This window comes from Weissella sp. DD23, assembly GCF_001579105.1.
In the GTDB taxonomy this organism is placed as follows: Bacteria; Bacillota; Bacilli; order Lactobacillales; family Lactobacillaceae; genus Weissella; species Weissella cibaria.
Window position 1 is genome coordinate 394,669 of record NZ_KQ970390.1, and the last position, 1,005, is coordinate 395,673.

The 1,005-nt window shown below is 44.7% G+C and carries 1 protein-coding gene; it reads right to left on the bottom strand.

Annotation, left to right across the window (positions count from 1 at the left end):
* Positions 1–720, bottom strand: a 720-nt coding sequence (locus tag WEIDD23_RS01885) for a KxYKxGKxW signal peptide domain-containing protein (RefSeq protein WP_242865383.1), incomplete at its 3' end; no start/stop codon positions are given.
* Between the last annotated feature and the right edge of the window lie 285 nt (positions 721–1,005).

The window sequence follows — 1,005 nt, forward strand, 5'->3', positions numbered from 1 at the left end:
CGTTTGCGTTAATGCTCGTCCTTCTTGTCCATCATAATACGCACGGTTACCATCACTTTCACGCCAATCACCCTTGACTTGTTTGCCATCGGCGTCAAAGTAAACCGCAAACGTATCAATCGTTTGTCGACCGACTAACTTTTTTCCAGCTCGATAATAGACCCAATCACCACCTTCATCATGGTAACCATCTGACACGGCGCTGCTTATCACTGCTGATTCGCTTGTGGCTGTTGTCACTGAAGATGCTGAACTACTCGTGGCCACCGAACTAACGGTTGCGCTAGTCACCGCCGCCGACTGACTGCCAGAAGCATCACTAGTTGTTGCCGCTAGTGATGACTTAACAAATGATGATGACATTGACCCTGACGAACTCGTAAATTGTGATCCAGTATCTGGCACAGCGACGCTATCACTCACTACGCTTGCACTTGCACTTGTACTATCAACTACCGTACTTGAACTGTCAGGCAGGTCACTCGTGTCAACATTGACTGAGCTTGAAGTCGACGCCGATGCCGGCGTCTTAGTGGCGGACGTGTCTTCACTGGTCTGTGTCGTCTGTGTCGTCTCCGTTGCACGTTGTTCACTTGGTAATACAGTATCAGCCTGCGTGTTACCAGCGAATGCCAGCCCAACAAACAAAGCACCGGCAGCTACCCAAAACTTTCCGGACTTGTACATCTTTTTTCTAAACTTCTGTGACTCGTCTTGCAAAATTATATCCCCGTATTCTATTCATATCCCCAAGGCCTTGGTGTAGGGTTCACCTTAACGCGGACATAATCTCTCTGTCAATTTTTTCACAATGTCATTTTAGAACCGGTTCCATTTTATTCATATGCAAGCATAATGAGACTCGTTAGTTAAATTAGTGCTTTTTATCCAAATTGCCTTAAGTCACAGTACCCCATCCTTACTCAGAACATTAGTTCCACGGGTACCCTTTAGTTTACAACTGTAAATCTAATATATATAAAATATAAAAAACATACAAAAATT